At 61.2% G+C, this 21,251-nt stretch carries 25 protein-coding genes; 12 read left to right on the plus strand and 13 right to left on the minus strand.

Features of this window, described 5'->3' with window-relative positions; translation table 11 throughout:
* Window positions 1-83: 83 nt before the first annotated feature.
* From AB4O01_RS16655 to AB4O01_RS16670, 4 genes are all read left to right on the plus strand, one after another.
* Window positions 84-326, plus strand: a complete 243-nt coding sequence (locus tag AB4O01_RS16655; RefSeq protein ID WP_003228627.1) for an exodeoxyribonuclease VII small subunit — start codon at window positions 84-86, stop codon at window positions 324-326.
* Window positions 323-1,210, plus strand: coding sequence for a (2E,6E)-farnesyl diphosphate synthase (gene ispA, locus AB4O01_RS16660; RefSeq protein WP_099757289.1), 888 nt, complete (start codon window positions 323-325; stop codon window positions 1,208-1,210). Before AB4O01_RS16655 ends, ispA begins: the two co-directional genes overlap by 4 nt.
* A 91-nt stretch (window positions 1,211-1,301) precedes the next feature.
* Window positions 1,302-3,200 carry a 1-deoxy-D-xylulose-5-phosphate synthase gene (gene dxs / locus AB4O01_RS16665; protein ID WP_116255920.1) on the plus strand — a complete coding sequence of 633 codons (1,899 nt, stop codon included), beginning with the start codon at window positions 1,302-1,304 and terminating at the stop codon, window positions 3,198-3,200.
* A gap of 164 nt (window positions 3,201-3,364) precedes the next feature.
* Window positions 3,365-5,248, plus strand: a complete 1,884-nt coding sequence (locus tag AB4O01_RS16670; RefSeq protein WP_460089061.1) for a TonB-dependent receptor domain-containing protein — start codon at window positions 3,365-3,367, stop codon at window positions 5,246-5,248.
* A 110-nt stretch (window positions 5,249-5,358) separates the two neighbouring features.
* On the opposite strand, the gene AB4O01_RS16675 is transcribed toward AB4O01_RS16670, so the two are convergent.
* From AB4O01_RS16675 to nrdR, 12 genes are all read right to left on the minus strand, one after another.
* Complete coding sequence (locus AB4O01_RS16675) at window positions 5,359-6,159, minus strand: cobalamin-binding protein (protein ID WP_460089062.1); 801 nt, start codon at window positions 6,157-6,159, stop codon at window positions 5,359-5,361.
* On the minus strand, window positions 6,159-6,578 hold the full coding sequence (locus AB4O01_RS16680; RefSeq protein ID WP_322844955.1) for an MFS transporter: 420 nt from the start codon (window positions 6,576-6,578) through the stop codon (window positions 6,159-6,161). Before AB4O01_RS16680 ends, AB4O01_RS16675 begins: the two co-directional genes overlap by 1 nt.
* Complete coding sequence (gene ribA / locus AB4O01_RS16685) at window positions 6,575-7,192, minus strand: GTP cyclohydrolase II (protein ID WP_016984117.1); 618 nt, start codon at window positions 7,190-7,192, stop codon at window positions 6,575-6,577. Before ribA ends, AB4O01_RS16680 begins: the two co-directional genes overlap by 4 nt.
* Window positions 7,193-7,427: 235 nt before the next feature.
* Complete coding sequence (locus AB4O01_RS16690) at window positions 7,428-8,165, minus strand: substrate-binding periplasmic protein (RefSeq protein ID WP_093434489.1); 738 nt, start codon at window positions 8,163-8,165, stop codon at window positions 7,428-7,430.
* Window positions 8,166-8,202: 37 nt separating this feature from the next.
* Window positions 8,203-8,706, minus strand: a complete 504-nt coding sequence (locus AB4O01_RS16695) for a phosphatidylglycerophosphatase A family protein (protein WP_007910933.1) — start codon at window positions 8,704-8,706, stop codon at window positions 8,203-8,205.
* Window positions 8,703-9,668 carry a thiamine-phosphate kinase gene (thiL, locus tag AB4O01_RS16700; RefSeq protein WP_460089063.1) on the minus strand — a complete coding sequence of 322 codons (966 nt, stop codon included), beginning with the start codon at window positions 9,666-9,668 and terminating at the stop codon, window positions 8,703-8,705. The genes AB4O01_RS16695 and thiL overlap by 4 nt, the downstream gene beginning before the upstream one ends.
* A 27-nt stretch (window positions 9,669-9,695) precedes the next feature.
* Entirely contained in the window at window positions 9,696-10,196 is a 501-nt protein-coding gene (gene nusB, locus AB4O01_RS16705) for a transcription antitermination factor NusB (protein ID WP_008053839.1), read from the minus strand.
* Window positions 10,193-10,669 carry a 6,7-dimethyl-8-ribityllumazine synthase gene (gene ribH / locus AB4O01_RS16710; protein ID WP_003228649.1) on the minus strand — a complete coding sequence of 159 codons (477 nt, stop codon included), beginning with the start codon at window positions 10,667-10,669 and terminating at the stop codon, window positions 10,193-10,195. Before ribH ends, nusB begins: the two co-directional genes overlap by 4 nt.
* A gap of 91 nt (window positions 10,670-10,760) precedes the next feature.
* A complete protein-coding gene (ribBA, locus tag AB4O01_RS16715) occupies window positions 10,761-11,852 on the minus strand; it encodes a bifunctional 3,4-dihydroxy-2-butanone-4-phosphate synthase/GTP cyclohydrolase II (protein ID WP_039761895.1) in 1,092 nt (363 codons plus the stop codon).
* Window positions 11,853-11,868: 16 nt separating this feature from the next.
* A complete protein-coding gene (locus tag AB4O01_RS16720) occupies window positions 11,869-12,531 on the minus strand; it encodes a riboflavin synthase (RefSeq protein ID WP_093434480.1) in 663 nt (220 codons plus the stop codon).
* 47 nt (window positions 12,532-12,578) lie between these two features.
* Window positions 12,579-13,712: a bifunctional diaminohydroxyphosphoribosylaminopyrimidine deaminase/5-amino-6-(5-phosphoribosylamino)uracil reductase RibD gene (ribD, locus tag AB4O01_RS16725; RefSeq protein WP_460089064.1), complete on the minus strand. Its 1,134-nt coding sequence runs from the start codon at window positions 13,710-13,712 to the stop codon at window positions 12,579-12,581.
* Window positions 13,709-14,173: a transcriptional regulator NrdR gene (nrdR, locus tag AB4O01_RS16730; RefSeq protein ID WP_007910946.1), complete on the minus strand. Its 465-nt coding sequence runs from the start codon at window positions 14,171-14,173 to the stop codon at window positions 13,709-13,711. The genes ribD and nrdR overlap by 4 nt, the downstream gene beginning before the upstream one ends.
* Before the next feature lie 128 nt (window positions 14,174-14,301).
* Here nrdR and AB4O01_RS16735 point away from each other — a divergent pair, with 128 nt between their 5' ends.
* The 3 genes from AB4O01_RS16735 (at window position 14,302) to trxA (ending at window position 16,451) form a co-directional block, all read left to right on the plus strand.
* Complete coding sequence (locus AB4O01_RS16735) at window positions 14,302-14,766, plus strand: YbaY family lipoprotein (RefSeq protein WP_053124259.1); 465 nt, start codon at window positions 14,302-14,304, stop codon at window positions 14,764-14,766.
* Entirely contained in the window at window positions 14,763-15,416 is a 654-nt protein-coding gene (locus AB4O01_RS16740; protein WP_460089065.1) for a class I SAM-dependent methyltransferase, read from the plus strand. The genes AB4O01_RS16735 and AB4O01_RS16740 overlap by 4 nt, the downstream gene beginning before the upstream one ends.
* A gap of 162 nt (window positions 15,417-15,578) precedes the next feature.
* Entirely contained in the window at window positions 15,579-16,451 is an 873-nt protein-coding gene (gene trxA / locus AB4O01_RS16745; protein ID WP_460089066.1) for a thioredoxin, read from the plus strand.
* A gap of 88 nt (window positions 16,452-16,539) precedes the next feature.
* On the opposite strand, the gene AB4O01_RS16750 is transcribed toward trxA, so the two are convergent.
* Window positions 16,540-16,899, minus strand: coding sequence for a hypothetical protein (locus tag AB4O01_RS16750; RefSeq protein ID WP_099757297.1), 360 nt, complete (start codon window positions 16,897-16,899; stop codon window positions 16,540-16,542).
* 135 nt (window positions 16,900-17,034) lie between these two features.
* Between AB4O01_RS16750 and AB4O01_RS16755 the strand changes: the two genes are divergently transcribed.
* The 5 genes from AB4O01_RS16755 to AB4O01_RS16775 all read left to right on the plus strand — a co-directional run bounded on the left by AB4O01_RS16755 (window position 17,035) and on the right by AB4O01_RS16775 (window position 21,223).
* Window positions 17,035-17,628, plus strand: coding sequence for a DUF2796 domain-containing protein (locus tag AB4O01_RS16755; protein WP_460089067.1), 594 nt, complete (start codon window positions 17,035-17,037; stop codon window positions 17,626-17,628).
* 140 nt (window positions 17,629-17,768) lie between these two features.
* The gene (locus AB4O01_RS16760; RefSeq protein ID WP_016984101.1) at window positions 17,769-18,479 is read left to right on the plus strand and encodes an ABC transporter ATP-binding protein; all 711 of its coding nucleotides are present in this window, start codon (window positions 17,769-17,771) and stop codon (window positions 18,477-18,479) included.
* A gap of 1 nt (window position 18,480) precedes the next feature.
* Window positions 18,481-19,746 (plus strand): ABC transporter permease, encoded by a 1,266-nt coding sequence (locus AB4O01_RS16765; protein ID WP_093434459.1) that lies wholly within the window; start codon window positions 18,481-18,483, stop codon window positions 19,744-19,746.
* Between the two features lie 11 nt (window positions 19,747-19,757).
* Complete coding sequence (locus AB4O01_RS16770; protein WP_093434953.1) at window positions 19,758-20,276, plus strand: DUF3299 domain-containing protein; 519 nt, start codon at window positions 19,758-19,760, stop codon at window positions 20,274-20,276.
* 248 nt (window positions 20,277-20,524) lie between these two features.
* Window positions 20,525-21,223, plus strand: coding sequence for an OmpW/AlkL family protein (locus AB4O01_RS16775; RefSeq protein ID WP_007910962.1), 699 nt, complete (start codon window positions 20,525-20,527; stop codon window positions 21,221-21,223).
* The last annotated feature ends 28 nt before the right edge of the window (window positions 21,224-21,251 follow it).

Below are 21,251 nucleotides of genomic sequence, written 5' to 3' on the forward strand. Positions count from 1 at the left end.
GCCGGTCGCACCCCGCTCATTTGCCCATAAACCCCCTATCTGCTAGTGTCGCGCCGGTTTAACGTCAACCGGAAATCGCCGCCATGGCCCGCAAAAAAGCTGCACTGGATTTCGAACAGTCCCTCGCCGACCTGCAAACATTGGTCGAGCGTCTGGAGAACGGTGAATTGTCGCTGGAAGACTCGCTGACCGCTTTTGAGCAGGGCATCGGTCTGACCCGTGATTGCCAGGCAGCGCTGGCGCAAGCCGAGCAGAAGGTGCAGGTGCTGCTGGAGCGCGATGGCGAACTCGCCGAGGAACCCTTCGACGCGGAACAGCCAGAATGATTGCGGCGTATACGGCGAGCAGCCAGACTCGGGTTAACGCGGCTCTGGAAACCCTGTTCAACGCGCCGTTACCGGAGTTGGCGCGGCTTTACGAAGCCATGCGCTACAGCGTGATGAATGGCGGCAAACGCGTGCGCCCGCTGCTCGCCTACGCGGCGTGCGAAGCGCTCGGTGGCAAGGCTGAACAAGCCAACGGTGCGGCCTGCGCGGTTGAGCTGATCCACGCTTATTCGCTGGTTCACGATGATTTGCCGGCGATGGACGACGACGATCTGCGTCGCGGCCAGCCGACCACCCACAAGAAATTCGACGAAGCCTGCGCGATTCTCGCCGGTGACGGCTTGCAGAGCCTGGCTTTCAGTGCCCTGCTCGACCCGCGCCTGAGCGATTGCAGCAGTGACATCCGCCTGCAAATGGTCACCGCGCTGGCTAATGCCGCAGGCCCGGCAGGCATGGTCGGCGGTCAAGCCATCGACCTCGGTTCGGTCGGCCTCAAACTCGATCAGAAAGCCCTTGAACAGATGCACCGGCACAAGACCGGCGCGCTGATCGAAGTCAGCGTCAAACTCGGCGCTCTGGCCAGCGGCCGTGCCGAGCAGGATGAACTGCGTGCCCTGCAGACTTATGCACAGGCCATCGGTCTGGCCTTTCAGGTGCAGGACGACATCCTCGACGTCGAAAGCGATACCGAAACCCTCGGTAAACGCCAAGGCGCCGACATCGCCCGCGACAAGCCGACCTACCCGGCGCTGCTCGGCCTCGACGCCGCCAAGGCTTATGCGCTGGAACTGCGTGATCAGGCTCTGCACGCCCTGCGACCGTTTGACGCGGCCGCCGAGCCCTTGCGCGAGCTGGCCCGGTATATCGTCGAGCGGCGCAACTGACGGCGTATCCGCCAAAAAAGACCAACGCGTGGGCAGGGGGCGATGCATCAGGTAAACTGCCGCATCTTCTATACCTATAACGATTCGCCTGATGCCCACGACGTTTCATGAGATTCCCCGCAAGCGCCCGACCACGCCCCTGCTCGACCGCGCGAACACGCCGGACGGCCTGCGCCGGTTAGGCGAAGCCGAGCTGGAAACCCTGGCCGATGAGTTGCGCCTGGAATTGCTCTACACGGTCGGTCAGACCGGTGGGCATTTCGGTGCCGGCCTGGGCGTGATCGAGCTGACCATCGCGTTGCATTACGTCTTCGACACACCGGACGACCGTCTGCTGTGGGACGTCGGGCACCAGGCGTATCCGCACAAGATCCTCACCGGTCGCCGCGAGCGCATGGGCACCCTGCGCCAGAAGGACGGCATTGCCGCGTTCCCGCGTCGCGCCGAGAGCGAGTACGACACCTTTGGCGTCGGCCACTCCAGCACTTCGATCAGCGCTGCACTGGGCATGGCCATCGCCGCCCGCCTGCAGAACAGCGATCGCAAGGCAATCGCGGTGATTGGTGACGGCGCGTTGACCGCCGGCATGGCTTTCGAGGCGCTGAACCACGCGCCGGAAGTCAACGCCAACATGCTGGTGATCCTCAACGACAACGACATGTCGATCTCGCGCAATGTCGGTGGCCTGTCGAATTATCTGGCGAAGATCCTTTCCAGCCGCACCTACGCGAGCATGCGTGAGGGCAGCAAGAAAGTCCTGTCGCGCCTGCCCGGCGCCTGGGAAATCGCCCGTCGTACTGAAGAATACGCCAAAGGCATGCTGGTCCCCGGCACCCTGTTCGAAGAGCTGGGCTGGAACTACATCGGCCCGATCGACGGCCACGACCTTCCAACCCTGATCGCCACCCTGCGCAACATGCGCGATCTGAAAGGCCCGCAGTTCCTGCACATCGTCACCAAGAAAGGCAAGGGTTTCGCCCCGGCGGAAGTCGACCCGATCGGCTACCACGCGATCACCAAACTCGAACCGGTCGATGCTCCGGCTGCTGCGCCGACAAAGGCTGGCGGTCCGAAGTATTCGGCGGTGTTCGGCGAGTGGCTGTGCGATATGGCGGCTGCTGACCCGCGTCTGGTCGGGATTACCCCGGCGATGAAGGAAGGCTCGGATCTGGTGGCGTTCAGTGAACGTTTCCCGCTGCGCTATTTCGACGTGGCGATTGCCGAGCAACACGCGGTGACATTCGCGGCCGGCATGGCCTGCGAAGGCGCAAAACCGGTAGTGGCGATCTACTCGACGTTCTTGCAGCGTGGTTACGACCAGTTGGTGCATGACGTCGCGGTGCAGAACCTCGACGTGCTGTTCGCCATCGACCGCGCCGGCCTGGTGGGCGAAGACGGCCCGACCCACGCTGGCAGCTTCGATCTGTCCTACCTGCGTTGCATCCCGGGCATGGTCATCATGACCCCGAGTGATGAAAACGAACTGCGCAAAATGCTCACCACCGGCCACCTGTACAACGGCCCGGCAGCTGTGCGCTATCCACGCGGCACCGGCCCGAACGCGACGATCGACAAAGACCTCGAGCCGATTGAAATCGGCAAAGGCATCGTCCGTCGCCAGGGCAGCAAAGTCGCTCTGCTGGTGTTCGGCGTGCAACTGGCCGAGGCGCTGAAGGTGGCTGAAAAACTCGATGCCACCGTGGTCGACATGCGTTTCGTCAAACCGCTGGATGAAGCGCTGGTGCGCGAGATTGCCGGCAGTCATGAGTTGCTGGTGACCATCGAGGAGAACGCGATCATGGGCGGCGCCGGTGGCGCGGTCAGTGAATTCCTCGCGCGGGAGAACATCCTCAAGTCGATGCTGCATCTGGGCTTGCCGGACGTCTACGTCGAACACGCCAAGCCTGCGCAGATGCTGGCCGAGTGCGGGCTGGATGAGGCAGGGATCGAAGCGTCGATTCGTGAGCGTCTGGAATTGCTCAACAAGTAATCGCAATACCTGTGCAAAACCCTGTGGGAGCGAGCTTGCTCGCGAATGCGGACTGTCAGTCGACTCACTCATGACTGACCCACCGCATTCGCGAGCAAGCTCGCTCCCACAGTGGTTTATGAACGTTCAAAATTGAATTCGCCCTACGCGTCAACGGACCACCGATGAACCTCTCGCGCCTCGCCCTGCCCTTCCTCCTGCTGCCAGCCGCCAACGCCCTCGCCGACACCTTCGAACGTGAGCAAGCCCTGAAACTGCCGGACATGCTGATCTCCGCCAACCGCCAGGTAGAAGCCCGCAACGACAGCAGCGCCGCCAACACGGTGTTCACCCGCGAAGACATCGACCGCCTGCAGCCGAGTGACGTGCCGGACCTGCTGCGTCGCGTCCCCGGTGTGCAAGTGGCGCAAGCCGGCGGACGTGGCAGTCTGCCGGGCATTTACATTCGCGGCACGCAGTCGGCGCAGAGTCTGGTGCTGGTCGACGGCCAGCGCATTGGCAGCTCCACTTCCGGCGACAGCAACCTGCAGCATCTGAACATCGAGCAGATCGAGCGGGTGGAAGTGCTGCGCGGTTCGCGTTCGGTGATTTACGGCAGCGATGCGATTGGCGGGGTGATTCAGATCTTCACCCGGCGCGGCACTGAGCAAGGTTTGCAGCCACGGATGCACGTCGGTTTCGGCAGCAACCAGACCTGGGAGCGCAGCCTCGGCTTGTCCGGGGGCGACGAGAAAACCCGCTTCAATCTCGGTGCCAGCCTTGATGAAACCGACGGAGGTGACCGTACTCACCAGTCGTACCCAAGCGATGCCGATCACGACGCCTACCGCAATCAGTCCGTTAGCCTGAGCCTCAGCCATGCGCTGAGCGATGACATCGAAGTCGGCGCCAATCTGCTGGATAACCGCGGCAAGAACGAGTTCGACAACCCGTTCGGCCGCTTCGACATGAACACCTTCGAATCGGTCCAACAGCAGCCCTACAGCGATTTCAACGTCAGCAGTGTCAGCAGTTACGTCGATGCTCGGGTCAACGAAACCTGGAAAACCCGGATCGAATTCGGCCATACCGAGAACCGCGAGAAGAGCCTCGACAAGCTCAGCGACGAACGCACGGTGTTCAACACCTACCGCGACTCGGTGAACTGGCAGAACGATCTGACGCTGGACGCACGCAACAGCCTGATTCTCGGCGGCGACTGGTACGAAGACCGGGTCAACAGCAGCACCGCATTCGACGAAGACAGCCGCTGGAACCGCGCCGCATTCATCCAGCATCGCTATCAGGCCGACAGCTTCTCCACGGAACTGGGTCTGCGTCACGACGACAACCAGCAATTCGGCAGCCAGAACACCTGGAGCGGCACGTTCACATTGCCGCTGAACCCGGACAACGACCTGTTGCTGAGCTATAGCGAAGGCTTTCGTGCGCCGACTTTCAACGATCTGTACTACCCCGACTTCAGCAACCCGGATTTGAAACCGGAAACCTCGAAAAGCTATGAGTTGCAGTGGCGCAGTCAGTTGACTGACAGCAGCCGTCTGGAGGCGTCGATCTATCGTACGGATCTGGAAGACGCGATCATTTTCGGCAGTAACTCACGCCCGGAGAACGTCGCGTCGGCGCGGATCAACGGTTTTGAAGCGGCACTGAAACAGGAACTGTTCGACTGGCAGAGCAACCTTGGCGTATCGATCATTGATCCGCGCGACCGTGATACTGGCCACACCCTGGCCCGGCGTGCGCGGCGCACGTTGAGTTGGGATCTGGATCGACAATTTGATCAAGTCAGCCTCGGCGCCAGTTGGCAGGCGGTCAGCAGCAGTTATGATGACCTGAAAAATGAAAACCCGCTGGGTGGTTATGCGTTGTTCGGCTTGCGCAGCAGTTGGGCGTTGAACCGCGAGATCAAGCTGGATCTGAAGATCGATAACGTTTTCGACAAAGGTTACAGCCGGGCGAATTACAGCTATGACGGCAGCCAGTATGGTTATCGCGAGGAAGGTCGGGTGTGGATGTTTGGGGTGACTTGGACTCCCCAGCTTTGATTTGAATCTTCGGTGATTTGACTGACCCCTTCGCGAGCAGGCTCGCTCCCACATTTGGAATGCAATCCTCCTGTGGGAGCGAGCCTGCTCGCGAAGAAGTCACCGCAATTTCAGCGGTCAGGCGCGATCAATTGGCAGAGTTTGGCGGTAGCGTTGATCATTTGGCCACTTGGGCGTTCGAGACCTTTGTCGGTGACCAACAGTAATTTTTCCTGCTTCACCGCCGCCACCTGTGGCCAGGCTTTCCACGCATTCAGTTGCGCCTGATCACTCGCCAGAATCACTTCAGGGTCGCGCTGCAACACTGCCTCAATACTCACCTGCGGCGCCGGCAGACTCAGGTCGGCGAACACATTGCGCGCCCCGCACACCTCAAGCGCATCGCTGATAATCTGCCCGCCACCGACGGTGTACAGCGGTTTGTCCCAGACCTGATAGAAGACCCGCAACGGCACGTCCCGGCGATAGCGCTGGCGCAACTCCACGAGTCGTTGGCGCAACGCCGCCGCCCGTTTCACCCCACGTTCAGGTCGCCCCAATTGCGCGGCAATGGCTTCAATCTGAGTGGCGAGTTGTTCAAGTGAATGCGGTTCGGCGACGAAGGTCGGGATGCCCAAGCGCTTCAGTTGATCACGCTGCGCCGGGCCGACACTGCCGGGCCACAGCAACAACAAATCAGGTTTGAGGCTCAGTAACCGCTCCATGTCGAGCTGACCATAGCGGCCGACAGAAGGAATGCTGGCAATCGCCGCTGGCCGCTCACCGGCATCAAGCACACCGACCAACAAATCAGCCGAATCCAGCTCAACGACAATTTCAGAAAGTGACGGCGCGAGGCTGACCACCCGCAGGCCCGCCAGCACCGGAGCCGAGACCGCTAGCAGCAGGACCGCCAGCCAGAGGCGGCGCATCAACCGAGTTGACGCGGGATACGGTAGAGATAAAACAGCACCGCCGTGGACAACGCCAGCAGCATCAACGGTACGGCTTCAAGACCGACAAACACCGCCAGTGCGCCGATCCACGCCGGCAAGGCTGCCGCGAGAAAAGCCGAACGACGACGTGCTGCAAGCGCAATCCACGCGGCCGGTTCATCCGGGGTATCGAGGGCTTTTTGCGTGGCGATCAGCGCATGTTTATAACGGCCAAAAAATTTCAGGCTGACAAACATCGATGCCACGCCGGCAATAAAGAACGGCATCGCCAGCACAGGGAGAATGCCTTCGCCCTGACCGAACAACGCGTTGAGTACGAACAGCGGCACCAGCGCCAGTGCGAGGTATTTCCACCAATCAACCGATAACCGGCGCCGCACCTGACCCCGCGTCACGCGCGATCGACCTCGCCCTGATGCTCGTTGCCCATCATGTGGTCGAGCTTGCTGGCCTTGGTCGCCAGATAGAGTTTGTTGTGGGGGTTGTGACCGGTGTGCAGCGGCACGCGCTCGGCGACAGTAATGCCCATATCGGTCAAGGCTTTGACCTTGCGCGGGTTGTTGGTCATCAGGCGCAGGGATTTCACGCCCAGATGCTCGAGCATCGGCAGGCACATGGCGTAGTCACGCTGATCAGCGGCAAAGCCCAGACGCTCGTTGGCTTCAACGGTGTCGGCGCCACCATCCTGCAACTCGTAGGCACGGATCTTGTTCAACAAGCCGATGCCACGACCTTCCTGACGCAGGTACAGCAACACACCACGACCTTCACGGGCGATGGCTTTAAGCGCGCCTTCCAGTTGCGAACCGCAGTCGCAACGCTGGCTGAACAAGGCATCGCCGGTCAGGCATTCGGAGTGCAACCGGCCGAGTACCGGGGCACCGTCGGCAATTTCACCCAGGCTCAGCACGACGTGCTCGCGGCCGGTGGCTTCATCGAGAAAACCGTGCATGGTGAATTGCGCAAAAGGCGTTGGCAGCTTGGAAGCGGCGACAAAGACGACAGGCACCGGTGTGCTCCTGATCTAAAGAGTCTGAAAATTCGCAGGCCGGCATTGTAACAGCAGGTTCCTACCGGCGCTTAGGCTGAATTATCGGGCATAACGATCAAAAAGTTTGATAACAACTGAGTTGCCTCGATCCCCTGTGGGAGCGAGCCTGCTCGCGAAGGCGTCGTGTCCATCGCCCCAATGCTGGCTGAACCACCGCTTTCGCGAGCAGGCTCGCTCCCACAGGGGTAAGTGGTCAGTTCGAGTTGAACGGATACGGCTGCTTCCACTTCTCGAAGATCGGCTTCAACTCGCCGCTCTTCACCAACTGCTCCATACGCTGGTCATACAGCGCCATCAGCGCTCGCGCCTGTGGCGTGTCGGCAAAGCCGAGAAACAGCGGCAGCTCGGCCAGGTGTGAATAGCGATACTGCGCCGGATCGGCTGCGGTTTTCACCACGGCTTCAATCTCGGTCAGCGCATCGATGTAGTAATCCGCCCGCCCCTGCTTGAGCATCGACAGGATCCCGCTACGCCGCTCGATCTGGTTGTAGCGCTTGATATTCGGCAAGAAGTTTTCGTAGCGATAACCGCGCACCCAGGCCAGGCGATACTTGCCCAGCGTCGCTTCGGTAGGCGCCGGATTACTCGCCAGGCCCAATGCGTAAATGTGGTCGGAATCGAAATTCCAGTGCGGGTACAGGACCTGCTCGGCTTCGTCACGGTAGGAGCCGACCAGCGCGTCGACTTCCTTCAATTGCACCAGCCCGACCGAGCGGGTGTAAGGCACGCTGCGAATGTCCAGCTTGACCCCGGCCGGTTCGAACACTTTGCGCAGCACGTCCCAGCCCAGGCCATGGCCGTCAGCAGCGGTGTAGTCTTCCCAGTCTTCGCTGGCCAGATGGATGACCGCCGGCGTCGGCGCAGCTTCCTGCGCACCGGCCACGGTGCTCAGTAAAGCCAAAACCACTAGCGCCAACCAGCGTCGAGCCATCCCTAGTCCCCTCACTTGACCCTGATATCCCTTGGACTCAGGCGAAAATCCACACCAGTCCCTGCATCGCCAGCCAGGCGAACACGCCGGCCAGCACGTCGTCGAGCATGATGCCGACGCCGCCATGCACGTGCCGGTCGATCCAGCGGATCGGCCATGGCTTGAGAATGTCGAAGAAACGGAATACGAGGAAACCCGCGAGCAACCAGTACCAGCCTTCCGGCACCAGCCACAAGGTGATCCACATCCCGACCATTTCGTCCCAGACGATGCCTTCGTGGTCGTGTACCCGCAGATCGTCAGCGACTTTGCCGCACAGCCAGAAGCCGAACAGCATGGTGATCCCGAGCATCAGCCAGTAACCCCAGTCGGGCAACATCTGCCATAACGGGATAAAGGGTAGCGCAACCAGCGAGCCCCACGTTCCCGGCGCCTTGGGCAGGGTGCCGGAACCAAAGCCGAACGCGAGGAAATGCCAGGGATTGCGCCAGACCGACGGCGGAACGAATTCGGCCGGAACCTGTTTCGGGTGATCTGTCACGGTGTCTCCTGAAAATGTTGATAACCCCGGATTTGCGGGGTGATGTCGTGACCTTCGCGATCCAGCAGGACCACGCCCTGACCTTCGGACACTCGACCGATCACATGGATCGGCCAGCCATTGGCCAGCAGCGCCGGCAACTCGACAGACGGCAAGGTGAACGCCAGCACGTAATCATCGCCACCGCTCAGCGCAGCACGCTCGGCGCCGCGCTGACCGAGAAACGCCACTAATGCATCCGACAGCGGTACGCGCTCGCGTTCAATCTCAAGTCGGACCTTTGAGGCCAGCGCGATATGGCCGCAGTCGGCGAGTAATCCATCGGAGATGTCCAGCGCCGAGGTGGCTTTGCCACGCAGGGCCTGGCCGAGGGCGAGTTGCGGTTGTGGCGACCAGTAATGATCAAGCAGCGGTTGGGCGACGTTCGCTTCGGCGTCACGCTGACCGAGCACCAGCGGCAAGGCGCCGGCCGCATTACCAAGTTCGCCACCGACACAGAGCAAGTCGCCCGCCTGCGCACCGCTACGAGTCAGCGCCTGACCCGCAGGCACGCGACCAAACACGGTCACCGTCAGGCTCAACGGCCCGCGCGTGGTATCGCCGCCCACCAGCGCAACGCCGCAGCTCTGCGCCATGCGGTTCAAACCGAGGGCATAGGCTTGCAGCCAATCGGCGGTCACCGTCGGTACAGTCAGGGCAAGGGTAAAGGCAACGGGCGTGGCGCCCATGGCGGCCAGATCGCTGACCGCAACGGCCAGCGAGCGCTGACCGAGCAGAAACGGATCGCAGGGGTCGGCGAAATGCACACCGGCCACCAACGTATCGGTAGAGATTGCCAACTGCTCCCCGGGGGGAACAGCGAGCAAGGCGCAGTCATCGCCGATCCCCAGCGCAACGCCTTCGCCGCCCTGCGCACAAGGCGCGGCGGCGAAGAAATTGCGGATCAGCTCAAACTCGCCCATGGCTGAGACAAAGTGTTCAAGCGCCGATCAGCGCTTGAACGCCTTCACTTCAGCTTCACGCAGGCGCGGGGCCAGCTTGTCGAGCACGCCGTTGACGAACTTGTGGCCGTCGGTCGAACCGAAGACTTTCGCCAGCTCGATACCTTCGTTGATCACCACGCGGTACGGCACGTCGACGCGCTTGAGCAGTTCCCAGGTCGACAGGCGCAGCACGGCCAGTTCAACCGGGTCCAGCTCTTCGATCGTCAGATCCAGGCAAGGCGTCAGAGCGGTGTCGATCTCGGTCTTGAACTGCGGAACCCCGTGGAGGATTTCGCGGAAGTAGGCACCGTCGACATCGGTGAAATCGTTATCAACGCGAAACTGCGCTTCGATCTCGTTCAGCGATTGCTTGGCCATGTGCCACTGGTACAGCGCTTGAGTCGCGAGCTGACGGGCTTCGCGACGCTTGACGCTTTTCGAGGGCTTGCCGGCATCCGCAGGTTTCGGATCGCGCGGGTTGAAACGATCGCTTTCGTCGCTAATCACTTGGCCTCCAACTGCGCCAGCAGGCTGACCATTTCCAGAGCGGACAGGGCAGCTTCGGCACCTTTGTTACCGGCCTTGGTGCCGGAACGTTCGATGGCTTGCTCGATGGAATCAACGGTCAGGACGCCGAAGGCAACCGGCACGCCGAACTCCATGGACACCTGGGCCAGGCCCTTGGTGCACTCGCCTGCCACGTATTCGAAGTGCGGAGTACCGCCACGAATGACCGCGCCGAGGGCGATGATGGCTGCGAATTCACCTTTCTGGGCGACTTTCTGCGCAACCAGCGGGATTTCGAAGGCGCCAGGTGCGCGGATGATGGTGATGTCGCTTTCGCTCACGCCGTGGCGAACCAGGGCATCAACTGCACCGCTGACCAGGCTTTCAACGACGAAGCTGTTGAAGCGGCCCACTACCAAAGCGTAGCGGCCTTTAGGGGCGATGAAGGTACCTTCGATGGTCTTCAGGGTCATTCGTCAGTTCTCTTAAAGAGCCGGGACGCGTCTGCTACGCGTCCCTCAGTGATTTATTTGCCGCGAATCGGAGACCGGAAACAACCGGTCATTATTCGGAGGGCACGTATTCTACAACTTCCAGATCGAAACCGGATATCGCATTAAATTTCATTGGCGCAGACATCAAACGCATTTTGCGCACACCGAGGTCACGCAGAATCTGCGAACCGGCACCGACGATGCTGTAAGTGGTCGGTTTTTTCGGCGCTGCCTGCTCACCCGTTTCACGGATATGTGCCAGCAGCACATCGCCATCGAGCGGGTGACCAAGCAACAACACGACACCGCTGCCCGCCTCGGCGACCGCAGCCATGGCGGCGCGCAGGCTCCAACGGCCCGGTTGTTTGACCATCAGCAGGTCGCGCAGCGGATCCATGTTGTGCACCCGAACCAGAGTCGGCTCTTCGGCGCAAACAGTGCCCAGCGTAAGGGCCATGTGCACATCGCCTTCCACCGAATCACGATAGGTCACCAGGTTGAATTGACCCAGTTCGCTGTCCAGTGGCTGCTCGGCAATCCGCTGAACGGTACGTTCGTGGATCATCCGGTAGTGAATCAGGTCGGCGATGGTGCCGATCTTGATGTTGTGCTCAGCAGCGAACGCTTCCAGTTCAGCGCGACGGGACATGGTGCCGTCGTCGTTCATCACTTCGCAGATCACACCACTTGGCTCGAAACCGGCCATGCGCGCGAGGTCGCAAGCCGCTTCGGTGTGGCCGGCACGAGCGAGGGTGCCGCCGGCCTGGGCCATCAGCGGGAAAATGTGGCCCGGGCTGACGATGTCTTCAGCCTTGGCGTCTTTGGCGGCCGCCGCTTGCACGGTGCGCGCACGGTCGGCGGCGGAAATGCCAGTGGTTACGCCTTCGGCGGCTTCGATCGACACGGTGAACTTGGTGCCGAAACCGGAACCGTTGCGCGGCGCCATCAGCGGCAGCTTCAACAGTTCGCAGCGCTCGCGGCTCATCGGCATGCAGATCAAACCACGGGCATGTTTGGCCATAAAGTTGATGTGCTCGGCCTGGCAGCATTCGGCGGCCATGATCAGGTCGCCTTCGTTCTCGCGGTCTTCGTCATCCATGAGGATGACCATCTTGCCTTGGCGGATGTCTTCAACCAGTTCTTCGATGCTATTGAGCGCCACAAGGCACCCCCTTCAGTCAGGATTTGAGGTAGCCGTTGGCGGCCAGAAAGCTTTCGGTGATGCCACCAGCGCTCGGCTCTGCGGCCTTGTCGCCGAGGAGCAGACGCTCCAGATACCGCGCCAGCAAGTCAACTTCCAGATTCACCCGGCGACCTGGCTTGTACGACGCCATGATGGTTTCACTCAGGGTGTGCGGAATGATCGTCAGCATGAACTCGGCGCCATCGACGGCGTTCACGGTCAGGCTGGTGCCGTCGACAGTGATCGAGCCTTTATGGGCGATGTACTTGGCCAGTTCCTTCGGCGCGCGAATGCGAAATTCCACGGCGCGGGCATTGTCGCTGCGCGAGACGATTTCGCCGACACCGTCGACGTGGCCGCTGACCAGGTGCCCGCCGAGACGGGTGGTCGGGGTCAGGGCTTTTTCCAGATTGACCGGGCTGCCGCTTTTCAGGTCGTTCATGGCGGTGCAGTCGAGGGTTTCACGGCTGACGTCGGCGGCAAAGCCGTCGCCCGGCAGCTCAACAGCGGTCAGGCAGACGCCGTTGACCGCGATGCTGTCGCCGAGTTTGACGTCGCTCAGGTCGAGCTTGCCGGTGGCGACGTGGACCCGCACATCACCGCCCTTTGGGGTCAATGCGCGGATACTGCCGATGGATTCGATGATGCCGGTAAACATGGGGTTCTCCTTGAGAACTGGGCCAGCGCTAACGCGATGGCCGGGAATTATACGCTCGCCGAAAGGACAGGGATGGCAGTGACTCGCCAGTCATCGCCCACCGCGCGAATTTCAGTGATTTTCAGCTCCGGCGCATCCTTCATATAAGCCAGCGGCCAGTCCAGCAGCGGACGCGCCGAAGAACCGAGGAACTTGCCGGCGATGAAGATCACGAATTCGTCGACCAGACCGAGCTGAGCAAAGGCACCGGCCAAGCGTGGGCCAGCCTCGACCAGCACTTCGTTGGTGCCTCGCTTGGCCAGTTCGATCAGCAATTGATGCAGATCGACCTGACCGTCATCACCCGGCACGATCAGGCACTCGGGGCCATGCGCGTATTGCTCTTCGATCGCGACACAGGTGGCAACCAATGCCGGGCCAGCCTTGAAGAACGGCGCATCCAGCGGCACCCGCAGGCGCCCGTCGATCAGCACGCGCAGCGGTGGTCGGCTCATGGCCAGCGCGGTTTGCTCGGCATCCAGACCCAACTCGTCGGCACGCACGGTCAAACGCGCGCCATCGGCCAGCACGGTGTCGGCGCCGGTCAGCACCACGGTGGCCTGAGCGCGCAAACGCTGAACGGCCGAACGTGCGGCCGGGCCGGTGATCCACTGGCTCTCGCCGCTTTCCATGGCCGTGCGCCCGTCGAGGCTCATAGCCAACTTGACCCGCACGTACGGCAAGCCGTGCTCCATGCGTTTCAGAAAACCTTGATTGAGCTGGCGCGCCTCGGCTTCGAGCACGCCGCTTTCGGTAGCAATGCCGGCATCGGCCAGGCGCTGCAGACCACGTCCGGCGACTTGCGGGTTCGGATCGCGCATCGCTGCCACCACCCGGGCAACCCCGGCATTCACCAGCGCTTCGGCACACGGCGGCGTGCGGCCATGGTGGCTGCACGGTTCCAGCGTCACATAAGCGGTCGCGCCCCGGGCCAATTCACCGGCGGCGCGCAGGGCGTGGACTTCGGCGTGCGGTTCGCCGGCGCGCTCATGCCAGCCTTCGCCGACGATCTGCCCATCACGCACCACCACGCAGCCGACCCGAGGATTGGGATGGGTGGTGTAATGACCTTTGCGCGCCAGTTCCAGCGCGCGAGCCATGAAGTGAGCGTCGAGGATGGCCTGCTCGCCGGCGCTGGTCATTCTTTCACCGGTTCGCGGGCGAGGCGGTCGATTTCTTCACGGAACTCGTTAAGGTCCTGGAAGCGTTTGTACACCGAGGCGAAGCGGATGTAGGCGACTTCATCAAGCTTTTGCAACTCAGCCATCACCAGTTCGCCGACCACGAGGGATTTGACCTCGCGCTCGCCGGTGGCGCGCAGCTTGTGCTTGATGTGAACCAGGGAGGATTCGAGGCGCTCGACGCTCACCGGACGTTTCTCCAGGGCGCGCTGCATGCCGGCGCGGAGTTTTTCTTCGTCGAACGGTTGGCGGCTGCCGTCGGTTTTGATCAGGCGCGGCAACACCAGTTCGGCCGTCTCGAACGTCGTGAAACGCTCGCCGCAGGCCAGGCATTCACGCCGGCGGCGCACCTGTTCGCCCTCGGCGACCAGACGCGAGTCGATGACCTTGGTGTCGTTGGCACCGCAGAAGGGACAGTGCATGGTGGCTGGCAACAAAAAAAGGGAGGGCCATGGTAGCGCATCCCGGTGGCAAGACAAGCCATAGGCTTTGCGGTATACAGAACGGCATGATCGTTTGATCCATGGATTTCATTTTGCTGGAGCATCCAATGCCGTTACGTCCGCTCGTTTTGCTCAGTCTTTTCAGCCTGCTGGTGGCCTGTGGCAGCGATGCACCCAAGCCCCAGCCGCCAACACCGGGACCTGCCCCGCAGCAAGCGCAGAAAAAAGCCAAAGAGGCTGCCGAACTTGGCCCGCTGCCGGCTTATCAACGGGAATTGAGCGGCACCCTGCAAGGCGTGCCGGCCGGTGCCGAAGTCGAACTGGCGCTGCTGGTGATCGACGAAAAGGATCGCCCGCAACAATTGCTCGCCAGTTCCAGCCTGATCGGCAACAACCAGATCCTGCCGTTCCGCCTGCGCTTCAACCCGGACGCGTTCCCGGCCGGCGCGCGGGTTGAGCTGCGCGGGCGCGCCAGCCAGTCCGGTCAATTGATCCTGCATCTGCCGTCGCAAACCATCAGCCAGCCGACCACCCAGGCGCTGGGCCAACTGCAATTTGTCAAAGCACCATGAATGCACCGCTCGACCTGCAACAGGCGTTAGGTGAATTGCTCGGCGACGCCAGACTCAAGGTCTGTGCGTTGCCGGACACTGATTTACAGCTATGGCTGATCGATGGCGACAACATGGATCGCGAATTCAGCCAGGAAGAAATTCAGCGAATTTTGCATGAGCCACCGTATTGGGGTTTCTGCTGGGCCAGCGGTCTGGCGGTGGCGCGTTATCTGACGGAATTTCCCGAGTGGGTGCGCGGCAAGCGTGTGCTGGATTTCGGCGCAGGTTCCGGGATTGCCGGGATCGCGGCGGTGAAGGCCGGGGCGCTGGAGGTGGTGGCGTGCGATCTCGATCCGCTGGCGATTTCCGCGTGTCGGGCGAATGCCGAGCTGAATGATGTACAGATGAGTTATTCGACGGATTTCTTTGCCGAAGCGGATCGGTTTGATCTGATTCTGGTGGCGGACGTGTTGTACGACCGGGCGAACTTGCCGTTGCTCGATGCGTTTTTAAGTCGTGGCCGTGAAGCGCTGGTGGCGGATTCGCGGGTTCGGGATTTTAGGCATCCATTGTATGAGCGCATTGAAATGCTTGAGGCGATGACCTTGCCCGATCTGGCGGAGCCGGAAGAATTCAGACATGTCAGCCTCTACCATGCGCGGCGCTAGCTAAAAGCTTCGCGAGCAGGCTCGCTCCCACATTTGGAATGCGTTTCCCTGTGGGAGCGAGCCTGCTCGCGAAGGCGTCCTGCCAGACAACACATCTCTGCCTTCCGGCCACCCCCCGCCAAGCCGTATAGTTGCCCCATTCACGCTTCTACGAGATCCCCCATGAGTGAGCAAACGCCGTACATCTTCGACGCCACGACGGCCGATTTCGACCAGTCGGTGATCGAGGCTTCCTTCAACAAACCGGTGCTGGTGGATTTCTGGGCCGAATGGTGTGCGCCGTGCAAAGCGTTGATGCCGATGCTGCAAGGCATTGCCGAGAGCTATCAGGGCGAGTTGCTGCTGGCCAAGGTCAACTGCGACATCGAGCAGGACATCGTCGCCCGCTTCGGTATTCGCAGCCTGCCGACCGTGGTGCTGTTCAAGGACGGCCAACCGGTCGACGGTTTTGCCGGTGCACAACCGGAATCCGCCGTGCGCGCCCTGCTTGAGCCGCACGTGCAGATGCCACCACCGGCCGCAGCCGATCCGTTCGAGCAGGCTCAGGCGTTGTTTGATGACGGCCGTTACGCCGACGCCGAGGCAGCGCTGGTGGGGATGCTTACTGAGGACAACACAAACGCCAAGGCACTGATCCTCTACGCGCGTTGCCTGACTGAACGCGGCGAACTGGATGAAGCGCAAACTGTGCTCGACGCGGTCAAGAGCGACGAGCACAAGGCTGCACTGGCCGGGGCCAAGGCGCAGATCAAGTTCCTCGGTCTGGCGCGTGACTTGCCGGATGCTGCCGACCTGAAAGCGCGACTGGCGAAAGATCCGCAGGACGATGAAGCGGTGTATCAACTGGCGATCCAGCAACTGGCGCGTCAGCAGTACGAAGCGGCGCTGGATGCTTTGCTCAAGCTGTTCGTCCGCAACCGCAACTATGCCGAAGGCCTGCCGCACAAGACCTTACTGCAAGTGTTCGAGCTGCTGGGCAATGATCATCCGTTGGTGACGATGTACCGCCGCAAAATGTTTGCTGCGCTTTATTAAGATCAAAAGATCGCAGCCTGCGGCAGCTCCTACATTGGGATCGTGTACACCCTTGTAGGAGATGCCGCTGGCTGCGATCTTTTGCGGTTCACTCGATCCAGCTGTAGAGCGGCGTATCCCCGCCGCTCACCACTTTCACGTCCGCACTGTGGCGCAGGCGCACCAACAAGCGTTTGCCCGCCACCGCGCTGCCGGTCAGCCCTTCCAGTTGATCAAGCAGATCCGGACCGCTGAGCTGCCCGGCCTTGCGCAACAGATCCTTGGCCAACTGCCACAAGGCATCGTCCTGATTCAGCGGTTTCGCCGCCGGGGCAGACGCGACCGCCTCAGATTGAGCAACCGGCGCCTGCCCATTCAGTGCCGAACCGAGCTTCGCCCAATCGCCGTCATCCAGCTCCACCGTCAAATCCACCGGCACGTCGCCGACGGTTCCGCGTATCCGCAACATTGAGTTCGCTCCTGCACTTTTCTGACGTGCATGCTCCCACGGGACTTGTGCAACGCCAAGCGCACGGGCAAACTCTGCGCACTTTCGTTATAAGATTACATAACAAACTCTTCACTTTACTTCCCGGAGACCGTCATGCGTCGTCTGCTGCTCGCTTTGCCGTTTGCCCTGTTGCCGCTGGCCATCGCCCATGCTGCCGATGAGCACGATCACGACCATGAACACGGCAGCCTCGGTGCGCATGAACATGGTGTTGGCCGTCTGAATGCCGCGCTCGATGGCCAGACCCTTGAGCTGGAGCTGGAAAGCCCGGCGATGAACCTCGTTGGTTTCGAACACGTTGCGACCACGGACGCCGACAAGGCCAAAGTCGCTGCAGCCCGTGCGCAACTGGAAAAGCCGCTGACCCTGTTCAGCCTGCCCACTGCTGCCGGTTGCAAAGTGGTCAGTCAGGAACTGGAAAGCCCGTTGTTCGGCGACAAGCCGGATGCCGATGACCATGACGACGATGAAGCGGACAAGGACGGTCACGAGCATCACCACGACCACAGCGAAATCCACGCGCATTACCAATTCAACTGCGCCACACCGGGTGCGTTGAAGACGCTGGATCTGGCTAACATCTTCAATACCTTCCCGGCGACGCAGAAAATTCAGGTACAACTGATCAGCGCCAGCGGCCAGCAAGGTACCGAAGTGACGGCCAAGGCTGCGTCGTTGAAATTCTAAGCCTCACCGGAATCCCCTTGTGGGAGCGAGCTTGCTCGCGAATGCGATTCGTCAGGCGCCTTTGAATTGACTGATCTGCCGCTTTCGCGAGCAGGCTCGCTCCCACAGGGGTTGTGTGTTCACCTCATGAAACTGGTGCCATGACCCAAGCACTCATCGAACTGTCCGACCTGGGCTTCAACTGGCCCGGTCATCCGCCGCTGCTGGACATTCCGGCGTTTCGTCTGGAAGCCGGTGAAACCCTGTTCCTCAAAGGCCCCAGCGGCAGCGGCAAGACCACCCTGCTCGGTCTGCTCGGCGGCGTGCAGAAACCCGGTCGCGGCAGCATTCGCTTGCTCGGCCAGGAGCTGACCGAACTCTCCGCCGGCGCTCGCGACACCTTCCGCGTCGATCACACCGGCTACATTTTCCAGCAGTTCAACCTGCTGCCGTTTCTTTCGGTACGCGAGAACGTTGAACTGCCGTGTCACTTTTCCAAGCTGCGCGCGCAACGGGCGAAACAGCGCCACGGCAGCGTCGATCAAGCCGCCGCCACCCTGCTCGCCCACCTCGGCTTAAAGGATGAAAGCATCCTCAGCCGTCGCGCTGACTCACTGTCAATCGGTCAGCAACAACGGGTCGCTGCCGCGCGTGCCTTGATCGGTCAGCCTGAGCTGGTGATCGCCGACGAACCGACCTCGGCACTGGATTACGACGCCCGGGAAAACTTCATCCGCCTGCTGTTCGCCGAATGCCGCGAGGCCGGATCGAGTCTGCTGTTCGTCAGCCACGACCAGAGCCTGGCGCCGCTGTTCGACCGTCACCTATCCCTGGCCGAACTCAATCGCGCCGCCACGTCTGCCGAGGTCTGAGATGTATCTGTTTCGTCTGGCCATGGCCAGCCTGGCCAACCGCCGCTTCACCGCTTTGCTCACGGCTTTTGCCATCGCCCTCTCGGTGTGTCTGTTGCTCGCCGTTGAGCGGGTGCGCACCGAGGCCAAAGCCAGTTTCGCCAGTACTATCAGCGGCACCGACCTCATCGTTGGTGCCCGTTCCGGCTCGGTGAACCTGTTGCTGTACTCGGTGTTCCGCATCGGCAACGCCACCAACAACATCCGCTGGGACAGCTTCGAACACTTCGCCAGCAACCCGAAAGTGAAGTGGGCGATCCCGATGTCCCTCGGCGACTCCCATCGTGGCTACCGGGTGATGGGCACTACCGAAGCCTACTTCGAGCATTACCAGTACGGTCGCCAGCAGCATCTGCAACTGGCGGACGGTCGTGCGTTTGCCACCGATCCTTTTGAAGTGGTACTCGGTGCGGAAGTGGCCGATGCGCTGCATTACAAGCTCGGTGACAAACTGGTGCTGGCCCACGGCGTGGCCGCGATCAGTCTGGTCAAGCACGACGACAAACCGTTCACCGTGGTCGGCATTCTCAAGCGCACCGGCACCCCGGTCGATCGCACATTGCACATCAGCCTCGGCGGCATGGAGGCGATTCACATCGACTGGCACAACGGTGTTCCGGCGCGTGGCAATGGGCGGATCACAGCGGATCAGGCGCGCAACATGGACCTGACGCCGCAAGCGATCACCGCATTCATGCTCGGCCTCAACAGCAAGATTTCCACCTTCGCCCTGCAACGCGAGATCAACGAATTCCGTGGCGAGCCGATGCTGGCGATTCTGCCGGGTGTAGCCTTGCAGGAGTTGTGGAGCCTGATGAGCACCGCTGAAAAAGCGCTGTTCGTGGTCTCGTTGTTTGTGGTGTTGACCGGGTTGATCGGCATGCTCACGGCGATTCTCACCAGCCTTAACGAACGGCGTCGCGAGATGGCGATCCTTCGTTCGGTCGGTGCGCGCCCTTGGCATATCGCGAGTCTGCTGGTGCTCGAGGCGTTTGCACTGGCGCTGACCGGGGTGATTGCCGGGGTGGCTTTGTTGTACATCGGCATCGCCGCCGCGCAGGGTTATGTACAGGCCAATTACGGTTTGTATCTGCCGCTGGCGTGGCCGAGCGAGTATGAATGGACGCTGCTCGGTGGCATTCTGGCGGCCGCGCTGCTGATGGGCAGCGTGCCGGCCTGGCGCGCTTATCGCCAATCCTTGGCCGATGGCCTGTCGATCCGTTTATGAGGATGTTCACCATGCCCCGCGCTGCACTCGCGCTGCTGTTGTTGATCGCCCTGCCCGTGTGGGCAGCGGCGCCGAAAGACCTGACGTGGTCGGAAATGATTCCACCGGACGCCGCGCCGGAAGTGCCGAACATGACCCCGCTGCACGACATGTCGAAGATGAGCGACGCGCTGTCCGCCGAGTCCGCGCCAGCGGCCAAGCAGGACCTGCCGAACGCGCCGGTGGTGAAGTCCCTCGACGGTCAGAACATTCGTTTGCCGGGTTATATCGTGCCGCTGGAAGTCAATGAAGAAGGACGCACCACGGACTTTTTGCTGGTGCCGTATTTCGGCGCCTGCATCCACGTGCCGCCACCGCCGTCGAACCAGATTGTGCATGTGAAAAGCGAGTTGGGCGTGAAGCTTGATGAGCTGTATCAGCCGTATTGGGTGGAGGGACCGTTGCAGGTCAAGGCGTCGAGCAGCGAACTGGCGGATGCCGGGTATCAGATGGATGCGGACAAGATTTATGTGTATGAACTGCCGGAGTAATTCCCGGTAATTTTGTGCTGTTGCAATGACCCCTTCGCGAGCAAGCTCGCTCCCACAGGTTTCGGTGGTGACCATAAATTTTGTGGTCGACTCGATCAATGTGGGAGCGAGCTTGCTCGCGAAGGGGCCTTCAAAGGTTCCACAGAAACCCGCCCCTTCACTGTTTCATTGAGCTGAGTCAAAAGACCGTATCAGTTGGCTTCGTACCATAGGACATCAGACATTTCTAACGTCCTTTCGGAGCCCCCATGAACAAGTCCTTGCTCAGCGCTTCGCTGTTTGCCCTCGCGCTCGCAGCCCCGCTCGCCCACGCCCACGAAGCCGGTGACATCCTCATCCGCGCCGGTGCGATCACCGTCAACCCGAAGGCCGACAGCTCCAGCGTCAAGGTCGATCAGGGTCCGTTGAGCGGCACCAATCTGGGCGGCAAAGCGACCATGAGCAGCGACACTCAATTGGGTCTGAACTTCGCCTACATGCTTACCGATCACGTCGGCCTCGAGTTGCTCGCGGCCACGCCATTCGAGCATGACGTCAAACTCAAGGGTACTGCCCTGCCAGCGGCCAACGGCAAGCTCGGCACCCTGAAACACTTGCCGCCGACTCTCAGCGTTGTGTACTACCCGCTGGATTCGAAGTCGCCGTTCCAGCCGTATGTCGGTGGCGGTATCAACTACACCTGGATCTATGACGAACACGTCGGCAGCGAAGCCAGCGCCAACGGTTTCAGTAACTTCAAGGCGAAAAACTCCTGGGGTCTGGCCTGGCAGGTCGGTGCCGACTACATGCTGACCGACAACATCATGCTCAACGCCCAAGTGCGTTACATCGACATCGACACCCGCGCCACCGTCGAAAACAACGCCGTTGCGCCGGGCACTCGCGCACGGGTGAATGTGGATGTGGATCCGTTCATCTACATGGTCGGTTTGGGCTATAAATTCTAAGTCGATTGACCGAACGTTCACGTGGTGG

The sequence above is a fragment of the Pseudomonas sp. S2_E02 genome (assembly GCF_054668355.1).